The sequence below is a fragment of the Shewanella sp. genome (genome assembly GCF_051658185.1).
In the GTDB taxonomy this organism is placed as follows: Bacteria; Pseudomonadota; Gammaproteobacteria; order Enterobacterales; family Shewanellaceae; genus Shewanella.
The window spans coordinates 1-16505 of the sequence record NZ_JBOFMC010000218.1 but is presented as its reverse complement, the minus strand read 5'-3'; the positions used below and the strand labels follow the sequence as shown (position 1 = coordinate 16505).

The window sequence follows — 16505 nt, the reverse complement described above, 5'->3', positions numbered from 1 at the left end:
GATGAACTCTATCCACATCACTTAAGCATATTCTGCGGAGGTTTTCTATGTCTTTTAGCGTCAGTGAAGGCGTTAACTCTGATAATGAGAGATCGCGCACATGCAGTATTGTTCACCCAGGCGTAAAGCCCGCTAAAAAGAAGACTGAGAATGGCGTAATAAAAAAAGCACTGGTATTCACCAGTGCTTTTTGAAGCAGCATTGCACAAATGATCTTGTGGCTATTTTTTGCTGTTATCGTTCTGTGATGCTTGGATCGCGGTAAGTGCGATGGTGTAGACGATATCGTCAACCAAGGCGCCACGGGATAAGTCATTCACGGGTTTACGCATCCCTTGCAGCATTGGGCCGATACTGATCAGATCCGCACTGCGTTGTACCGCTTTATAGGTGGTGTTACCAGTATTGAGATCGGGGAACACAAATACCGTTGCTTGGCCTGCCACTGGGCTATTGGGAGCTTTAGAGCGAGCAACATTGGGCATGACTGCCGCGTCGTATTGTAATGGACCATCGATGATCAGATCTGGGCGTTTTTCTTTCGCAATCCGGGTCGCTTCACGTACTTTATCCACATCCGACCCCGTGCCTGAATTACCGGTCGAATAGCTGATCATCGCCACTCGTGGCTCGATGCCAAAGGCTTTAGCGGATTCAGCCGATTGAATCGCGATATCGGCCAGTTGCTCGGCGTTTGGATCGGGATTGATGGCACAATCACCATAGACTAAGACTTGATCAGGCATCAACATAAAGAAGATGGATGACACTAAGCTTGAGCCTGGCGCGGTTTTAATTAATTGCAGTGGTGGACGGATGGTGTTGGCGGTCGTGTTAACGGCGCCAGAGACAATTCCATCGACTTCATTTTGCGCCAACATCATAGTGCCAAGCACCATGTTGTCTTCTAATTGCTCTTTGGCTACCACTTCGGTTAAGCCTTTGCTGCGGCGCAGTTCTAACATTGGCTCAACGTAACGGTCGCGCACGGTTTCTGGATCGATGATCTCAACGCCGTCCCCAAGAACAACATCCTGTTGGGCTGCAATACGCAGAATTTCGTCTTTTTTACCTAAGAGCACACAGCGGGCAATGCCGCGCTCGGCACAAATCGCTGCCGCTTTAATGGTTCTAGGCTCATCACCTTCGGGCAATACTACCGTTTTATGGGCCGCCCGTGCCAGTTCCGTTAACTTATAGCGGAAGGCTGGTGGTGAGAGACGATGTTCACGAGGCGAATTTTTGGTAACACTTTCTATCCACGTTTGGTCGATATGGCTGGCCACATAATCTTGTACGAGATCGATACGCACGGCATCATCGACCGGTACTTCATGGTCGAAGCGTTGGATATTGAGTGATGTTTGCCAAGTATTCGAATTGATTAAAAATACTGGCAGCCCGGTTTCGAAGGCTTGTTCACACAGTTTAAGAATTTCGGGCTCAGGTTCATAACCGCCAGTCAGGAGCAGGGCGCCGATTTTAACGCCATTCATTGCGGCAAGACAGGCTGATACGATGACATCGGAGCGATCGCCTGAGGTGACTAACAAAGAATCGGTCTTAATATGGTTAACCATATTGGGAATACTGCGGGCACAGAAAGTCACTTTGCGCAGACGGCGAGTATTCATTTCACCGGCATTAAGAATGCGTGCGCGCAGGTGCTTGGCCAGATCCGATGCCCTTGGGGCGATTAAATCGAGATTGTATGGCACAGTACCTAAGATCCGCAGTGGGCTCTTACCCGGGAGTTGGAACATACTGACCGCATCCACCCGTTGCTGGGGTTGGTTGTCGAAAACTTCCGATAAGTCTGGGCGTGCGCGGCCGTCATCATCGACAGGGGCACCAATTTTGTTGATAACCGCACCAATTAGGCGTTTATTGTTTTTACCACCCCATGAGTTGTAGGCAATTTCCAGACGATTCATCAACCCAGTTGGGGTGTCGCTGCCTGGTGTGGCAATAAAAATCACATCCGCATCCATGGCCTTGGCGATGGCGTAGTTCACATCGTCTGCAAAAGGATGATTACGGGTAGGGACTAAGCCTTCAACGATAAGGGTTTCGGTGTTGCTGGCACATTCTGCCGCGCGGGCGATGATTTGCTCCATTAGGACATCGGTTTGATCTGCACGGATCAACGCTTCAGCGTGCGCCATATCAAACGGCTCTAAGGGGTTGACCGTAGGCGATTTGCTTAAAATCGTTGTGGAACGCTCTGGGCCATTATCATTGGGGCGAAGTTGTGAAATAGGCTTAAAGAATTGTACTTTAACCCCATGACGCTCGAGAGCACGAACCATCCCAAGGCTTAAGGAGGTCAGGCCAACTCCGGTACCAATGGGGATTAACATAATATTTCGGGACATAAAAACCTCTAAGTTCGATGGTTTTTGGCAGACAAAGATCTGCGAATTTGCTGGTCAATCTGCTAGCGATAATTTGCTAATAATTAAGCCGTTTGAGGATACAAACGGCTTAAATCCTATTTTAGGCTTTAGTGATAAGTTTAATCGCGTCTTCAGCGATGACCCATTCTTCGTTAGTGGGGATAACCATTGCCACAGTACTATTTTCCTGGGTGATGATGCCTTTTTTACCGAATCGCGCCGCTTGGTTGCGTTCTGGGTCAACATGGAAATTGAATATTTCCAATAGGTTAAGCACTTTTTCACGGATTAAGTCGGAGTTTTCACCAATACCACCGGTGAAGACGACGGCATCTAAACGTCCCAGTGGAACCGTGTAAGAGGCAATATATTTCGCTAAACGATAGCAGAAGATGTCTAAGGCGAGTGTGGCGCCTTTGTGGCCATCGGCATAGCCTTCTTCAATACCGCGGCAATCGTTTGTCAGTTCAGAAATACCGAGCAAACCACTTTGTTTGTTCATTAGATTGTTCACTTCTTCTAAGGTGTAATCTAATTGGTGAACTAAGTGATAGATAATGGACGGGTCGATATCGCCACAGCGCGTGCCCATGACTAAACCTTCTAATGGGGTTAAGCCCATAGAGGTATCGACACTCTTACCTCCCTTGACTGCCGTTACAGAGGCACCGTTCCCAAGATGGGCACAGATCACATTGGTTTCAGCCAGAGGCTTATTGAGCAATTTTGCGGCCTCACGACTCACAAAAAGATGGCTCGTGCCATGCATACCATAGCGGCGAATGCCATGTTCGCGGTAAAGCTTATAGGGTAGGGCATAAATATAGGCGCGCTCTGGCATGCTTTGGTGGAACGCGGTATCAAATACGGCGATCTGAGGCAGTTTCGGGAATGAGGCCATCGCGGCGCGGATCCCGATGAGATGGGCAGGGTTATGCAGCGGTGCTAACGAAGCACAGTCTTCAATGCCTTTGATCACGTTATCATCAATGATCATTGAGCGGGTGAACTTTTCGCCACCATGCACGATACGATGACCCACTGCTTGGATCTGCGCGGCTAACTCTGGCTGACCTGCAAGAATTTTATTAACAATAAATTCAACAGCTTCACGATGGGCGGTAAATGCACCTAGGGCTGCTTCATGTTTGGCGCCATTGATTTTCCATTTGATGCGAGAATCTTCTAAGCCAAAACATTCAGCTAGGCCAGAGATTTGATCGTCACCTGTTTGCGCGTCAATGACGGCAAATTTGAGTGAAGAACTACCGCAATTGAGTACTAAAACCAGTTTATTAGACATGTGTAAACCTTCTGCCATTGTGTTTAATTTAACGGTTAAAAAAACCTGTGTACCACTGACTATTTACTATGACACGCTTGGGGCGAATCGCCAGATTGTGCTAAGGTAAAGTCAGTATTCCATTGTTGTAGGTGTCTTACATTGAGCATTAATGTTCTCAAAACCTTAGGGGATGGACGTCATTATATGAAGACGTGGCCTATGGTTAGACAACTGGGTTTGTATTTTCCGGAGTATCGCGTGGTCCGTGCTACTCAGCTTGCCATGCTGCTGATGCCAGTATTGGCATGTTTGGCGAGTATGAGTCAGCTTTACCTCCATGGCTGGGCGTTTTGGCCCCAAGCTGTGACGATCGCGTTATTCTTTCTAAGTTTGCCTGTGCAGGGCTTATTGTGGCTCGGCTGGCGTGCTCGCCATCCATTGCCATTATCGCTGTTCAACTGGAGTAATCAGTTGAGTGCGAAGCTGTCTGCTATGGGCATTCATTGCCAAGCATTAGGTGCGAAAGCCTGCTATCTCGATATGGCTCTCATTTTAAAAATAGCCTTTGAGCGCTTAGATGCCAGTTATTGGGAAGAACTTTAAGTCTTGCTGCGGCTATTTGAGTCATTCTCTTTTGAGAAGCAATTAATAAATCGCGTTAATACCTTGCTCAGTAAAAACGGCTTTAATTTTTTCCATGGTTTCGCGACTCGGTGGGGAAACGCCATCGAGTTGATAAGTTTCTCCCATGGCTTCCCATTTGTGTTTACCGAGTTCGTGATAGGGCAATAGCTCTACCTTTTCAATGTTGGTCATTGGCTTGATAAACTCGGCTAATGTTAATGCCGATGCTTCATCGTCGGTAAATCCACCTACGACTACATAACGTATCCAAGTGGTTTGATTGCGATTGGCCAAGTATTGGGCAAATTGCAGTGTTCTGTGATTACTGACTTTGGTTAATTCGATATGTTTATCATCGTTCATCTGTTTGATATCGAGCAAGACCAAGTCAGTGTGATCTAGGAGCTCGTCGATGATAGGGGTATATTTACGCACAAACCCATTGGTATCTAAGCAGGTATGAATACCTTCTTTTTTACAGGCTTTAAATAATTCAGCGACAAATTCTGCCTGTAACATCGCTTCACCACCACTGGCGGTAACGCCACCATTACTGGCATCAAGAAAAGGTCGATAGCTAATAATTTGGCTCATTAACTCGTCGACCTGAACTTCTTTACCACCATCAAGATCCCAGGTGTCACGATTATGGCAATATTGGCAGCGCATTAAACAACCTTGCATGAAGGTGATAAAACGTATGCCTGGACCATCGACTGTGCCAAAGGATTCCACCGAGTGGATCCGACCGGTAACTGCCATTGTGACTCCTGTTTAAATAAGTGAGGCTGCAGTTGGTACTGCAGCCTTAGCTAATTTAGCTTACAGACCTTTGGTGAACGTACGGGTGATGACATCCTGTTGTTGTTCTGGAGTCAGTGAGTTAAAACGCACTGCATAGCCAGAAACACGGATGGTGAGCTGTGGATACTTGTCTGGATTGACAACGGCATCTTCTAGCATTTCACGGTTCATCACGTTAACGTTCAGATGTTGACCACCTTCTTTGTTGTCATTGTGGTCGAAGTAACCGTCCATCAATGCAGCTAAGTTGGTACGGCGAGCATCATCATCTTTACCTAATGCATTTGGCACGATGGAGAAAGTATATGAAATACCGTCTTGTGCGTGGGCAAATGGCAGTTTAGCCACTGAGGTTAATGAGGCGATGGCGCCTTTTTCATCACGACCGTGCATGGGGTTCGCACCCGGTGCAAATGGTGCACCTGAGCGGCGACCGTCAGGCGTATTACCGGTTTTCTTACCATATACCACGTTCGAGGTGATGGTGAGAATTGACTGGGTCGGGATGGCATTACGATACATTTTGCGATTACGGATTTTCGACATAAAGCGTTCAACTAAATCGCAAGCGATGTCGTCCACGCGTGGGTCGTTGTTACCGAATTTCGGATAGTCGCCACTGATCTCAAAATCGACCGCGATACCGCTTTCATCACGAATAGGTTTTACCGTCGCGTATTTAATGGCAGATAATGAGTCTGCGGCAATCGACAGACCGGCAATACCACATGCCATCGTACGACGTACGTCTCTATCGTGCAGTGCCATTAACGCTGACTCGTAAGAGTACTTGTCGTGCATGTAGTGGATAGCATTCAATGATGTGACATATTGGGTTGCTAACCAATCCATTAAGCCATCTAAGCGGTTCATGACGTCGTCGTAGTTTAATACGTCGTCAGTGATTGGCGCTGCTTTTGGGGCAATTTGGATTTTCAGTTTTTCGTCAACGCCACCGTTAATGGCGTATAACATGGTTTTCGCCAAGTTCGCGCGGGCACCGAAGAACTGCATGTGTTTGCCTACGACCATTGGGCTAACGCAACAGGCGATAGCATAGTCATCTGATTGGAAATCAGGGCGCATCAAGTCATCGTTTTCGTATTGAATCGAGCTGGTGTCGATTGACACTTTAGCGGCATATTTCTTGAAACCGATAGGTAACTTTTCTGACCACAATACGGTGATGTTTGGCTCTGGACTTGGCCCCATAGTGTAAAGGGTATTCAAGAAACGGAAGCTTGATTTCGTCACTAAAGTACGGCCATCTAAGCCCATACCCGCGATTGACTCTGTCGCCCAAATTGGGTCACCAGAGAATAATTCATCGTATTCAGGGGTACGTAAGAAACGCACCATACGCAATTTCATCACAAAATGGTCAACCATTTCCTGAGCTTGTTGCTCAGTAATTGTGCCGTTTTTCAGATCGCGCTCAATATAAATATCGAGGAATGAAGAGGTGCGACCAAGTGACATTGCGGCACCATTTTGGCTCTTCACTGCCGCTAAGTAACCAAAGTAGGTCCATTGGATGGCTTCTTGGGCATTCTTCGCTGGGCCTGAAATGTCGAAACCGTACTTAGCGGCCATTTTTTTCATTTGGCCTAAGGCGCGGTGTTGCTCGGCAATTTCTTCACGTAATTGGATCACGCTTGATAAGTCTTCACCGGCTTCTAACTGCGCTTGCAGTGAGCCAAATTGGGCAAACTTATCTTTCATTAAGAAGTCGATACCGTAAAGTGCCACACGGCGATAGTCACCGATAATACGGCCACGACCGTAGGCATCCGGCAAACCGGTTAATACACCGGATTTACGGCAAGCCATAATTTCAGGGGTATAAACGTCAAATACGCCTTGGTTATGGGTTTTACGCAGTTCTGAATAGATGTACTTTACGTCGGCGTCGAGTTCACGGCCGTAAGCGGCGCAAGAACCTTCAACCATACGAATACCACCGTTAGGTAACATTGCGCGTTTTAGTGGCGCATCGGTTTGTAAACCAACGATAGTTTCTAATTCTTTATTGATGTAGCCCGCGTCATGGGAAGTGATGGTTGAAACCATCTTAGTGTCGAAATCGACAGGGGCGTGGGTGCGGTTTTCCTGTTTGATGCCTTCCATCACTTTGTCCCACAGGGTTGTGGTCGCTTCAGTGGCACCAGCTAGGAATGATTCGTCGCCTTCATAGGGAGTGTAGTTGTGTTGGATAAAGTCACGTACATTGACTTCAGATTTCCAATTACCAGGAGTGAAACCTTCCCATGCACTGGCAAACAGTTCAGTTTTGTCGGTCATCGTACTAATACCTTTTGGTTGAGATAAAGGTTATTGGCGATCAGCGTTTAAGCAATGCTGAGTATAAGCCAATAGCTAAATTCCTGATGAAAGCCCCCGTCATGATGACGCCCTATGATGGGAACTGGGTCTAAGGAGTATTAATTACTCCCTAAGTTTGTCAATCAATACCCGATATACTGACAAACTTAAATGTTCTGGCGTTATGGGCGTTGCCTAAAATGTAAATTGGTAAGACCAATTGCCCACAAGCATATTAACATAGCTCGGTGACTATCGCATCTTAATCGGATGAGTTTGTGATTTATTAATCGTAAATTTGCTAGCAAGGTAGCATTTTTTTAGTACAGCAGTCCCTAAACCTCGCTTTTTCGTCCGTGTTTACCGTATCAAATATAATCGATTTATCACAGATATTGCGAAGTTTTGTGCCTGCCAATCAGGCTGAGGTATCATTAATTTACCCTCGCAACGTGAGTGACTGCTTGTGGTTATTCGCTCAACATACTGATTTTATATGTTTTTATTTTTAACCGCTAAATCGTGATTGGGCACATCTTCATCTTCGCGGCGGTGTTACCTCAGATGTTAACCGTGGAAAGCACCGTTAAATGACTACACTAGATAGAGATCACACTTTATGCTCTTGCGATAAGGCATGCCTAAGCCGCTGACGTGTATTTGTTAGCCGTGGCGCTTGAGGGAAGCGCGATTGATGCATGCGATTGGTTGATGACACCCACCCTATCGCAATGATACTCGTTATACCGATAGGACCGTGCTGGATGAGGCCGCAGCATTGGTGTACTGACGGTGGTTTGTGGCATGCCGACTTTGCTCGATGATGGCGAGGCTAACTGGGGGCAAAGCATGCTTTGAACCGCGCAAAAGGGCTCGGTTGACGCGAGCGTATCGAAATTTTATCCCTCGAAAAGTGAGTCGAAGTGGAGCGGTGAAGATAACGCGAAAGAGCGAGAGGATTTAGTGAAATTGGTAAGACCAATTTGCCTTGTGGTTCGTATCTGTGCATTTTCTACTTTCACCCTGTGAATGACATCACGGTCTGACAATCAAGGCTTCACTGTTTGGTGGTTATATATGATACAAAGCGTGGCTTTAGTGGATCATTATGTAAGCAGATCATTATTAATCTTTTGTTACTGTAGGGTATGCGCTCAGGCGCTGCGGGAGAAACGTATGTTACCAGTTCAATTCACCGAGTTTAGCGATGGAGTAGTATTATGAAAGACTCTCGTTCAACACCATCAATCAGCCCCGTGAGTAGTGAGCATGCTACACCGCAGGTTTCTTCGCATTTTAGTTGTTATCATCAGGCGGAGATTTATGGCAAAAGCAAAGTGGTAAAAGCCCCGTGGCAATCCTTTGGTTTATCGGTATTTGCCGGTGCTTTTATTGCCCTCGCTTTTGTTTTTTATATTACGGTTACCACGGGCGCGGGTGATAGCCCTTGGGGATTGGTCCGATTGGTGGGCGGCTTAGCCTTTAGTTTAGGCCTGATTTTGGTGGTGATTTGTGGCGGCGAACTTTTTACCAGCTCGGTGCTAAGCAGCGTTGCCTGGGCCCAAAAGCAGGTGACGGGGGCGGAGTTGCTTAAATGTTGGTGCCGGGTGTATCTGGGGAACTTTATTGGAGCCATGTTGATGGTTGGCCTCATCATGGCCGCCGGATTGTATCAATTAGACAGTGGCCGCTGGGGCTTAAATGCATTAATGGTCTCGGAGCACAAATTGCATCATACCTGGGTGCAAGCATTTAGCTTAGGCATTTTGTGTAATATGTTGGTTTGTCTAGGTATTTGGATGACTTTCGCCAGTCGCGAATCCCTTACCAAGGCGATTTTATTAATTTTGCCAGTGGCAATGTTTGTCAGTAGTGGTTTTGAACACAGTATTGCCAATTTGTTTATGGTGCCGCTTGGGATCACCATTCATGCATTCGCCAGTCCTGAGTATTTTGTCTCTTTAGGTGTCACTCAAGAGCAATTTGCTGATCTGACTGTTATTAACTTTATCTTCAATAACTTAATTCCTGTTACCTTAGGTAATATTGTTGGGGGGGGTTGATTGTCGGACTGGGTTATTGGTGGATTGAGCAGGGGCAAATTGCACTGCCAGATCCGCAGCATGAGCATCAGCCACATTTTTTTGCCTCGCCATTAAAGACCGACAAAGTGAAAAAAACACTCGAATCAAAAACGCTTGAATCCAAGTAGTTGGCTATTTGGTGTCATCTCATCGCAGAGCGGCGTTTAGTGAACCTTGAAAGTTTAAGATTGCTGAACGTTCACTTGGCAAAAAGGCTCTGAAATAGGGGTCAGCCACTTTGGTGGCTGACCCCTACTGCTTTTAAGCGGGCCACAGTACTGCTCTGGGGGTTGGCTTTGGCAAGATGAGTCATTGCGCCAGCTGAATATCGCCTTAGCTCAAGGGATTGAAAACCCACTGATATTCATTCCGGCGCATTTATGTTTTTGTTAACTATCAAAACGTTGCGACTATTGGTTAATAGCTTGGGGTTAATAGCTTGGGCTTAATAGCTTGCGCTATGTACCGAGCGGACCGCTCGACCTGATGGGTCGATAATCCCGCGTAAACTTTCATCCCAAGCCAAGGCTTCTGGGGTGGAACAGGCGACGGATTTGCCTCCTGGCACAGTTTCAGCCGCACTCGGTAATGGGAAATGTTCCTCAAAAAAGCAGCGGTAAAAATAGGCTTCTTTGGTTTCTGGCGTATTGTAGGGAAAGCGAAATTTTGCATTGGCTAACTGCAAATCATCCACCTTCTCGGCTGCATGGGCTTTTAGGCCATCAATCCATGAGTATCCCACGCCATCACTGAATTGTTCTTTTTGGCGCCACGCCACTTCTTTGGGTAATTTATCTTCAAAGGCTTGACGCAGAATGTGTTTCTCAATACGGCCATCCTTTGACATTTTAGCCTCGGGGTTGATGCGCATTGCGACATCCATAAATTCCTTATCGAGGAAGGGCACACGGGCTTCTAATCCCCAGGCGGCCATGGCTTTGTTGGCGCGCAGACAATCAAATAAATGCAACTTATCGAGTTTACGAACCAATTCTTCGTGAAACGCCTGAGCATTTGGCGCTTTATGGAAGTATAAGTAACCCCCAAACAGCTCGTCAGCGCCTTCGCCCGATAACACCATCTTGATGCCCATGGCTTTGATTTTACGCGCCATTAAATACATCGGCGTGGCAGCCCGTATGGTGGTGACATCGTAGGTTTCTAAGTGATAAATCACTTCTTTAATCGCATCAAGTCCTTCTTGGAAGGTAAAGTTGATTTCGTGGTGAATGGTACCAATGGCATCGGCGACTTTCTTGGCGGCGATAAGATCCGGCGCGCCCTTAAGTCCGACGGCAAAGGAATGCAGCTGCGGCCACCAAGCGCCAGTTTCACCATTATCTTCAATACGACGTGTGGCAAAGGTTTGCGTGATCGCGGAGATGATAGAGGAGTCTAAGCCGCCCGACAGCAACACGCCGTAGGGGACATCAGACATTAATTGCCGTTTTACCGCCGCTTCGAGTGCGTCACGTAGTTGCTGTTGGTTTGCACCATTATCTTTAACTGCATCATAGTGTTGCCAATCGCGTTGGTAATATTGTACTGGCGCGGCATCGCTGGAGTAGAGGTACTGGCCAGGTTGGAATTCTTCGACGGTTTTGCACACGGGCATGAGGGCTTTCATCTCTGATGCCACATAGAAGTTACCCGCAGCATCACGGCCGGTATAAAGTGGAATTATCCCCATATGATCGCGGCCGATAAGGTATCGATCCTGGGCTTTGTCATATAACACAAAGGCGAAGATCCCGTTTAATTTATCCAGAAATTGCGTGCCGTATTCTTGATATAACGCGAGGATCACTTCGCAATCGGAATGGGTTTGATAGCGATACTTGTCACCTAGCTGAGCTTTGAGATCTTTATGGTTATAGATTTCACCGTTGACGGCGAGGATCAAATTGCCATCTTCGCTCAGCAGCGGTTGGGCGCCGTGTTCTATATCAACAATCGCTAAGCGCTCGTGGGCCAGAATGGCTTTATCACTGGCATAAATCCCCGACCAATCGGGGCCGCGGTGACGCATAAGTTTAGACATTTCGAGCGCGACTTGGCGCAAGGCTTGGGCATCGGATTGGATATCTAAAATTGAAAATATTGAACACATAATACAACTCCCACTCTGGCATTCATTTGAGGATGTCTCAATTGGATGCCAATGTGCCAGTGAATCGCGAACTTGCCAACCATTATTTTTATTGATTAGCGTGTTTTTACGCTTAAATAATGATTTTTACATGGGTATTTTGCGCGTTTCATTGATGAATATTTAGTTGTATTTGTTTTATGGTGAAGAATATTTATTTTGACTTGTGTAGGAGGGGCCGATATTGGAGAATTCACAATGTTGCTGAAAAAAATCAACTGCATCAAAAAAGGGTCGCGAGATACGCGGTTGTTTGTGTGGTTTGCTTGCAACTTAACCAAGCGCGGCACACAAAATAGGCACGTGAGTCCACGTGCCTTAGTGATGTTTACGTTCATGTATGTGAGGTCAAACATACGTTATTTTGTGGCGCTGGCGAACTCACTCTCAGGAGCTGCAGACTGCGCGGGGCGCAGGCGATTAAATTCGCTGCCTGAATAGTACCCCGGCCAATCTTGGCTATTGCCTAAGGTACGGGTCACTTGATAGTAGATTTGCATGTCTTCCAATGCCCCACTTAAATCCCAGTCCTCCCGGTATTCATCACACACATTGTGGTAGCAACCTTTCATGCTGGCTTGCATTTGGGTTTTGTAGGCAGCGGTAGCGGCATCGACGGGCTCGCTTCCCCCCCCGGCAAACACCGCGGGCACTCCTAGTTTGGCAAAACTGAAATGATCAGAGCGGAAGAATCCACCAGAGGCCGGGTTTTTCTCGGCAACGGCAATGCGGTCTTGTTGTTTTGCTGCCGCGATAAGATAATTTTCTAACTCAGATTGGCCCTTGCCAACAATGGTAAAGTCTTTGGTTTTGCCATAAATATTGGTGCTATCAAGGTTTAATACCGCGACCGTTTTGGCAATAGGGTAAATGGGGTTGGCGGCGTAGTAGCGTGAGCCAAGCAAACCTTGCTCTTCACCCGTGGTGGCAATAAAGGTGACCGAGCGCGCTAATCCTTGGCCTTGTTTGGCGTTTTCAGCCAATTGCCGTGCGATTTCGAGGATCCCCGCCGTCCCTGAAGCATTGTCGAGGGCACCGTTATAGATAGGATCGTCCGTCTTGCTGTCATCTTTACCTAGATGATCCCAATGGGCAGTATAGATAATGTGTTCATCGGCTTGTTGCTTGCCAGGGAGCGTCGCGACCACATTATGGCTATTGGCGTATTCGGCTTTGTTTTTAAAGGCAATACTGGCCGTTTGTTCTAGAGGAACATTAATCGCACTGTCAGCGGCGCGGGCCATCAAATGCGGGAGTGACAACCCGGCTTGAGTAAACAGTCGGGTGGCGGCATCTAAGGTGAGCCAACCTTCGACTTGGATGCGGCGCGCTTGCTCCGCGTGACTTTGTACGAGTTCCTGCTGTGGTCCGGTCCAGCTGTTTTCGATAACTGACCAAGGGTAGGAGGCGGGCTCAGTATCATGGATGATCAGCGCGCCAAGGGCGCCTTGGCGGCTGGCTTCCTCAAATTTATAGTTCCAGCGTCCGTAATAGGTCATGGCCTTGCCATTGAATTTGCCGGAATCGGGGCGGGCAAAGCCAGGATCATTGACTAAGATCACCGCGATTTTGCCTTTCATATCGACATCTTGGTAATCGTTCCAGCCATATTCTGGGGCGTTGATGCCATAGCCAACAAACACTAATGGGGCGTTGTCGATGTGAACTCCTCCATTATCGTGGTGACTATTGAGTACCAGATCTTGACGATATTTAAAGGGTAATCCGGCCAAGGTCACCTGTTGCTCTTTCGAGGCGGTATAACTCACCATGGGCACAGGTTGCAGAAAACTGCCCTGATATGCACCTTTCAGGCCCATCTCTTCAAAAGCTTTGGCGAGGTACGCTAAGGTGCGTTGTTCTCCTCGCGTGGTTGGCGCGCGGCCTTCAAATTCGTCCGATGATAACGCTTTGATATCATCGCGAAAGCGCTCTTCATTAAACGCGACGGATGTCACTGCCGCCGGTGTTGATGTGGCTACAGCGTGATCGCCATCGTGGTGGGAGGCATTGGGACTACAGGCGCTAAGTAGCGCGAGGGCCAAGAGTGGATATACAGGTTGCATAGGTTAATCCTACTGTGGTTCTAGTCTTATTTATTAAGGAGATAGCCTAATGTAAGGCTGTGGCAAAGCGTGGTGTCATCATGCAGTAAGCCGGATGCAGCGACAAGGTGTGGCCCGTGGTTAATGTGTTACTTAATGTTGCTTAAATAGGCATAGTGCCTGAAAACGACAGGAAAGATCATTGCTTGAGCAAAGGTAGCTTGGGCACTTGTGCAAAGGTGGTTTGAAAAAAGATTGCTTGAAAAGGTGGTTTGATAATACATGGCAGCAGGCTTTGCCAAGTATCGTCCACGCCGGTGATAAACAGCTTGCCAGGGTGTTTGCACTGGCGATGGCGATACTTATCACCAAAGGTGAGCGGCCTAACCAAAGAGGAGCCGCCTAAGCGGTTAAGCTAGGCGCTAACTTAAAAAAGCGCGGCATTTGCAGCGCCGTTGGGATCACAACGTCCTCAGTGTCTACCGATGAAGGTTTGAGTTGGCGAGCCACATTGCAGTGTGCATTAAACTTGGACATTGCACTGCGGCACTAAACTCAGACATTGCACTGTGGCATGACACTCGGCATTAGGCGTTGGCATTAGACAACATCGATATCGCCCGCGCAGGCAAATACATGGTTCGGGCGGAAGGGTTCCTTATCTATATCCTCAAATTTACTGACGCCACTGGTGACGAGGATAGTTTCAAGCCCTGCTTGGAAACCGGCTAAAATGTCGGTGCGCATATTGTCGCCGATGATGACGGTGTTTTCAGAATGGCCATCAATATGGTTTAGGGCTGAGCGGATGATCCACGAGCTGGGTTTGCCGACATAAAAGGGTTTTTTACCGGTAATCCGCTCAATCGGTGAGCAAAGCGCACCGCAGGCGGGACTATAGGCTGGGCCGTGGGTGTCGGGGTTGGTGGCGATAAAGCGGGCGCCGCGAGCCACAAATCCAGCCGCTTTATGGATCATATCCCAGTTATAGGAGCGGGTTTCCCCGACAATCACAAAGTCAGGATTAATATCGGTAATCGTAAAACCGGCCTTGTAGAGTTCATGGGTGAGGGCGCCTTCACCAATCACAAAGGCTTTACTGCCTTGCTGATGTTTTAAAAAATCGGCGGTGGCCATGGCCGAGGTATAAAAACAGGCTTCTGGGATCTCTATGCCAGCCGCACTCAAACGATTTTGCAGATCCTTGGCGGTTTGTACCGGGTAGTTGGTCAGGAGAACTAACGGATTACCTTGGGTTAATATGCGTTGGATAAATTTATCACTGCCGGGGATCAATTTATTGTCGTGCAGTAAGACACCATCGATATCGCAAATAATATTTTTCATCTCATGCTCTCTTATCATACCGGGCAAAAGCTGCTGTTGAGGTTATCTAATGCCACATTGCCCACGAAAACAATGCTTTTATCAAAAATAGTCAAAAAAATAGAGACCCGAAGGTCTCTATTTGGTGGTGCGTTGCTACCCTCTCGAGGCTAAGCGCTTAATCCGGCGCGTAGCCGCTCGGGCCAATAAGCGTACCATCAAGATAGGCTTGACCTTCGTGCAGTTTTAGCCGCTGCTGACTAAACCATTTCACCACGAGGGGATAAATGGCATGTTCTTGCTCATGTACGCGGGCGGCCAAGATCTCGGCGGTATCATCTTCATAGATAGGGACTTTGGCCTGTAAAATCACTGGACCTGCGTCTAATTCAGAGGTGACAAAATGCACGCTGGCACCATGTTCGCTGTCGTTAGCTGCAATCGCCCGTTGATGGGTGTTTAAGCCCGTGTATTTTGGCAATAGCGACGGATGAATGTTGATGATGCGACCGAGATAATGATTAACAAAATCATCGGTTAAGATCCGCATAAATCCGGCCAGCACGATTAAATCGGGCTGATAGCGTTCGATCGCGGCCATGAGCCGCGCATCGTATTGCGCGCGTGATTCACCTCGGTGGGCAATCACACAGCTGGTATCAATTTCGCTATGATGGGCGCGAATTAAGCCATAGGCTTCAGGTTTATTGCTGATCACTCCGACCACGTCGGCGAGCAGATTATCATCGCAACCATCGATAATGGCTTGCAGGTTAGTGCCATTTCCAGAAATTAATACAACAACACGACAGCTTGAGGGCATTACAGGATCTCCACTTGCTCTTCATTGCCTTCGCGCTCAGCGATAGCACCGATGAGCCAGGCTTGTTCACCTTCAGCGGCGAGCAATGACAAGGCGGCATCGACTTTGTCAGCGGGCAGGGCGACTATCATGCCCACACCGCAGTTAAAGGTACGGTACATTTCATATTGGGCAATGTTGCCGTTAGCCATTAACCAGCTGAACACCGCAGGCCATTGCCATGAATCACCTTGAATAACCGCTTTGCAGTTTTCTGGCAGCACACGGGGGATATTTTCCCAGAAGCCACCACCGGTAATGTGGGCCATCGCATGGACATCGGATGCTTCGATAAGTTTGAGCAATGATTTAACGTAAATTTTGGTTGGCTCTAACAGGTGTTGGATCAATGGCTTGCCATTGAGGTCCTGCTGAGGATCGGCTTGGCTAACTTCTAATACTTTACGGATTAATGAGTAACCATTTGAATGAGGCCCGCTTGAGGCTAAGGCGATCAGTGCATCACCCGCCGCGACTTTGCTACCGTCAATGATGGCGGCTTTTTCAACCACACCGACACAGAAACCGGCCAGATCGTAATCTTCACCTTCATACATACCGGGCATCTCAGCGGTCTCACCGCCTATTAACGCGCAACCGGATTGGAA

Annotated in this window: 11 protein-coding genes and 1 pseudogene; 3 read left to right on the top strand and 9 right to left on the bottom strand. The window is 47.7% G+C overall.

Annotation, left to right across the window (positions count from 1 at the left end; all coding sequences use genetic code 11):
* Window positions 1-221: 221 nt before the first annotated feature.
* Both pta and ackA read right to left on the bottom strand, forming a co-directional pair.
* Window positions 222-2375 carry a phosphate acetyltransferase gene (gene pta, locus ACRCZA_RS08625; protein WP_438674046.1) on the bottom strand — a complete coding sequence of 718 codons (2154 nt, stop codon included), beginning with the start codon at window positions 2373-2375 and terminating at the stop codon, window positions 222-224.
* A gap of 121 nt (window positions 2376-2496) precedes the next feature.
* A complete protein-coding gene (ackA, locus tag ACRCZA_RS08620; RefSeq protein WP_438674045.1) occupies window positions 2497-3699 on the bottom strand; it encodes an acetate kinase in 1203 nt (400 codons plus the stop codon).
* Between the two features lie 141 nt (window positions 3700-3840).
* Here ackA and yfbV point away from each other — a divergent pair, with 141 nt between their 5' ends.
* On the top strand, window positions 3841-4284 hold the full coding sequence (gene yfbV / locus ACRCZA_RS08615; protein WP_438674044.1) for a terminus macrodomain insulation protein YfbV: 444 nt from the start codon (window positions 3841-3843) through the stop codon (window positions 4282-4284).
* A 42-nt stretch (window positions 4285-4326) separates the two neighbouring features.
* Here the strand turns inward: yfbV and pflA are convergent, their stop codons facing one another.
* Window positions 4327-5067 (bottom strand): pyruvate formate lyase 1-activating protein, encoded by a 741-nt coding sequence (gene pflA, locus ACRCZA_RS08610; RefSeq protein ID WP_438674043.1) that lies wholly within the window; start codon window positions 5065-5067, stop codon window positions 4327-4329.
* 60 nt (window positions 5068-5127) lie between these two features.
* A complete protein-coding gene (gene pflB / locus ACRCZA_RS08605) occupies window positions 5128-7410 on the bottom strand; it encodes a formate C-acetyltransferase (protein ID WP_438674042.1) in 2283 nt (760 codons plus the stop codon).
* A gap of 1241 nt (window positions 7411-8651) precedes the next feature.
* On the opposite strand from pflB, the pseudogene focA reads away from it, so the two are divergent.
* Window positions 8652-9553: pseudogene (gene focA, locus ACRCZA_RS08600) on the top strand (formate transporter FocA); the annotation flags it as partial.
* 407 nt (window positions 9554-9960) lie between these two features.
* Here the strand turns inward: focA and asnB are convergent.
* Window positions 9961-11625: an asparagine synthase B gene (asnB, locus tag ACRCZA_RS08595; RefSeq protein ID WP_438674041.1), complete on the bottom strand. Its 1665-nt coding sequence runs from the start codon at window positions 11623-11625 to the stop codon at window positions 9961-9963.
* A gap of 398 nt (window positions 11626-12023) precedes the next feature.
* Window positions 12024-13730 carry a M28 family metallopeptidase gene (locus ACRCZA_RS08590; RefSeq protein ID WP_438674040.1) on the bottom strand — a complete coding sequence of 569 codons (1707 nt, stop codon included), beginning with the start codon at window positions 13728-13730 and terminating at the stop codon, window positions 12024-12026.
* Window positions 13731-13953: 223 nt separating this feature from the next.
* On the opposite strand from ACRCZA_RS08590, the gene ACRCZA_RS08585 reads away from it, so the two are divergent.
* Window positions 13954-14115, top strand: coding sequence for a hypothetical protein (locus tag ACRCZA_RS08585; RefSeq protein WP_438674039.1), 162 nt, complete (start codon window positions 13954-13956; stop codon window positions 14113-14115).
* 194 nt (window positions 14116-14309) lie between these two features.
* Here ACRCZA_RS08585 and ACRCZA_RS08580 read toward each other — a convergent pair whose 3' ends face one another.
* The 3 genes from ACRCZA_RS08580 to purM form a co-directional block, all read right to left on the bottom strand.
* Window positions 14310-15056 carry an HAD-IIA family hydrolase gene (locus ACRCZA_RS08580; protein ID WP_438674038.1) on the bottom strand — a complete coding sequence of 249 codons (747 nt, stop codon included), beginning with the start codon at window positions 15054-15056 and terminating at the stop codon, window positions 14310-14312.
* Between the two features lie 157 nt (window positions 15057-15213).
* Window positions 15214-15858 (bottom strand): phosphoribosylglycinamide formyltransferase, encoded by a 645-nt coding sequence (purN, locus tag ACRCZA_RS08575; RefSeq protein ID WP_438674037.1) that lies wholly within the window; start codon window positions 15856-15858, stop codon window positions 15214-15216.
* A partial coding sequence (purM, locus tag ACRCZA_RS08570; protein ID WP_438674036.1) for a phosphoribosylformylglycinamidine cyclo-ligase occupies window positions 15858-16505 on the bottom strand: 648 nt, incomplete at its 5' end. The genes purN and purM, both read right to left, overlap by 1 nt.